Raw genomic sequence first — 2,760 nt, 5'->3', positions numbered from 1 at the left:
GATCTACGTGGAAGGCGTCGGCACCCGCGATGATGCCGAGGACGACCTGATCGGCCTGGCCTTCGGTATCGGCGCCAGTGGCGTGCAGGCGAAGGTGCAGCGTGCGTTGCAGGTGCTGCTGCCGGCGGCACTGTCGGCTCTTGCGACGCAGTGGCACGCGCCCCTGCACAGCGTGCAGCTGGATCTGTTCGGCTACTCGCGCGGCGCGGCCTCCGCGCGTGATGTGGCCAACCATCTGCGCGGATGGGACGGCGCGCGCTGGCGGCAGCTGCTGCAGCAGGCGGGGCTTTCATGCAGCGCCGATTTCGCCCTGCCGCGGCCGATATTGCGCTTCATCGGCCTGTTCGACACGGTGGTCGCCGTCAACGGCGGCCGCGCCGACGAACACCCCCGCATCGCCCTGCCCGCAGGCATCGCCGAGGCCGTGCTGCAGCTCAGTGCGCGCGACGAGCATCGCCAGCACTATGCGCTGACCACGGTGGCACCAGCCCATCGCGAAATCGCACTGCCCGGCGTGCACGCCAACATCGGTGGCGGCTACGACCAGGTGGAAGAAGGGCCCAAGCTGCTCAGCCGGCCGCGTCGGCGGCAACTGCGGCGGCCTGGCGTGGAGGACTACCAGACACCGCCCCTGGCACTGCTGCAGGCGACCACCGCGTACGCTGAAGCACAGGCCGACGCCGAACGCTGGCGGCAGCAGCTGGGGTTGATCCCGAAGGAAGTGTGGGTCGATGTCTGGCACCAGTGGCAGCAGCAGCGACGCGCGGGCAGCCGCAGCGTGCTGATGTCGCCGGTGCTGTACGTCACCGCTGCGGTGGTGCTGCACCGGCGCATCGATTGGCGCTACCAGCTGGTTGCGCTGCAGGTGATGCAGCAGCACGCCATCGATGCCGGCGTGACCTGGACTACCGACGCGGCCAAGGTGGCGGGTTGGGAACTGCCCAGCGCGCTGCAGCCGATCGCGCGCCGCCTGATTGCCGGCCAGCCGTTGACCCCGACGCAGGAAGCGTTGCTGCGCCGCCGTTACCTGATGCAGTCCGCACACTGGAATTTCGATGCGCTGGGCGATACCGCCCTGACCTACACCGCCGACGCCGGTGTCAGCGAGCTGCCGTATCGCCCCGGGCCGGGGCTGTTCTACATCAACCGGCCGACGGTGGATGGCAGACGCCAGGTGTTGCCGAACGCATGAGAACCAAAAAGGGGACAGAGGGAATCAAGTCGTTTGTGGCACAAACGACTTGATTCCCTCTGTCCCCTTTTCCTTCAACCCGCCTGTTCGACCAGGTTGGCGAGCTCATCTGCATCGAACCCCGCCAGCAGGCGTGCCTCGATATTGAACGGCCCATGCAGGTAGCCACCGGCATACTCGACCAGCAGTTCCTTGAAACGCGCTCGTGGCTCGACGCCGGCGCGCTCGCAGTACCAGCGGAACCAGCGCGATCCGGCGGCAACATGTGCAACCTCCTCGCGCAGGATCACCTCCAGCACGTCGGCGGTTTCGCCATCGCCGACGTTGCGCAGCTTGTCGATCATGCCCGGCGTCACGTCCAGCCCGCGCGCTTCCAGCACGCGCGGCACCAGCGCCATGCGCGCCAGSMCGTCGTSSGCGGTCTTSTCGCACATYTCCCACARGCYGTTRTGCGCCGGGAAATCGGCGTACTCATGGCCATGTGCCAGCAGGCGCTCGCGCAGCAGCATGAAGTGGCGCGATTCGTCGTCGGCGCAGCTCACCCAGTCGGCATGGAACGCCGCCGGCAGACCGCGGAAGCGGTACACCGCGTCCCAGGCCAGGTCGATCGCATTGAGCTCGATATGGGCGATGGCATGGATGAACGCCGCACGCCCTTCCACCCCGCCCAGGCCGCGCCGGGGCACTTCACGCGGATGCACCATCACCAGCTGCTGCGGCCGGCCCGGCATGCGGATCGGATCGGCCGGCGGTGCATCGGCCGGTACGTTCAAGCGGCCGGCGCGGAACGCGGCAGCGTAGGCCTGGGTCAGTGCGACCTTGCGCAGCGGATCGGCCTCGGCCAGGCACTGCTGCGCGGCGCGCAGCAGATTGCCGCCGACGTCAGGCACGTCGATCACCGCATGGACCTCAGGCGCGGCGCTTGTGCTTGGCGTCGTCCGAACGCAGTTGCTGGATGCGTTCGAAGTAGCCCGGCTCGATGCCCGTCGGGTAATGGCCGTTGAAGCACGAGGAATCGAAGTTGCGCAGCGCCGGATTGCCTTCGCTCACCGCCGCTTCCATGTCTTCGATGTCCTGGTAGATCAGCCAGTCACAGCCCAGGTGCGCTTCGATTTCCTCGATGCTGCGGTTGTGCGCGACCAGCTCTTCAGCGGCCGGCATGTCGATGCCGTASAYGTTCGGGTAMMGCACCGGCGGCGCGGCSSWGGCSARGWAGACCTTGCGKGCGCCSGCKTCACGCGCCATCTGCACGATCTSSYGGCTGGTGGTGCCGCGCACGATCGAGTCGTCCACCAGCAGCACCACGCGGTTGCGGAATTCCAGGTGTATCGGGTTGAGCTTGCGGCGCACCGACTTCACCCGTTCGCCCTGGCCCGGCATGATGAACGTGCGGCCGATGTAACGGTTCTTGATGAAGCCTTCGCGGTACTTCACCCCGAGTACGTTGGAGATCTCCAGCGCGGCATCGCGCGAGGTGTCCGGGATCGGGATGATGGTGTCGATGTCGTGGTCCGGGCGCAGGCGCAGGATCTTCTCGCCCAGCTTGATGCCCATGCGCATGCGCGCCT

General features: G+C 67.3%; 3 protein-coding genes. 1 reads left to right on the top strand and 2 read right to left on the bottom strand.

Features of this window, described 5'->3' with window-relative positions:
- Positions 1-1,192: DUF2235 domain-containing protein (locus AC1VAN_RS17555; RefSeq protein ID WP_480986318.1), on the top strand; the 1,192-nt coding region annotated here is incomplete at its 5' end.
- A gap of 74 nt (positions 1,193-1,266) precedes the next feature.
- Here the strand turns inward: AC1VAN_RS17555 and AC1VAN_RS17550 are convergent.
- Complete coding sequence (locus AC1VAN_RS17550; protein WP_480986317.1) at positions 1,267-2,091, bottom strand: ferritin-like domain-containing protein; 825 nt, start codon at positions 2,089-2,091, stop codon at positions 1,267-1,269.
- A gap of 10 nt (positions 2,092-2,101) precedes the next feature.
- Positions 2,102-2,760: amidophosphoribosyltransferase (locus AC1VAN_RS17545; RefSeq protein ID WP_480986316.1), on the bottom strand; the 659-nt coding region annotated here is incomplete at its 5' end.

This window comes from Stenotrophomonas sp. 05L44_2 (assembly GCF_056665995.1).
Note: the sequence above shows the minus strand (reverse complement) of the source record. Positions and strands in the feature narration are given on the sequence as shown.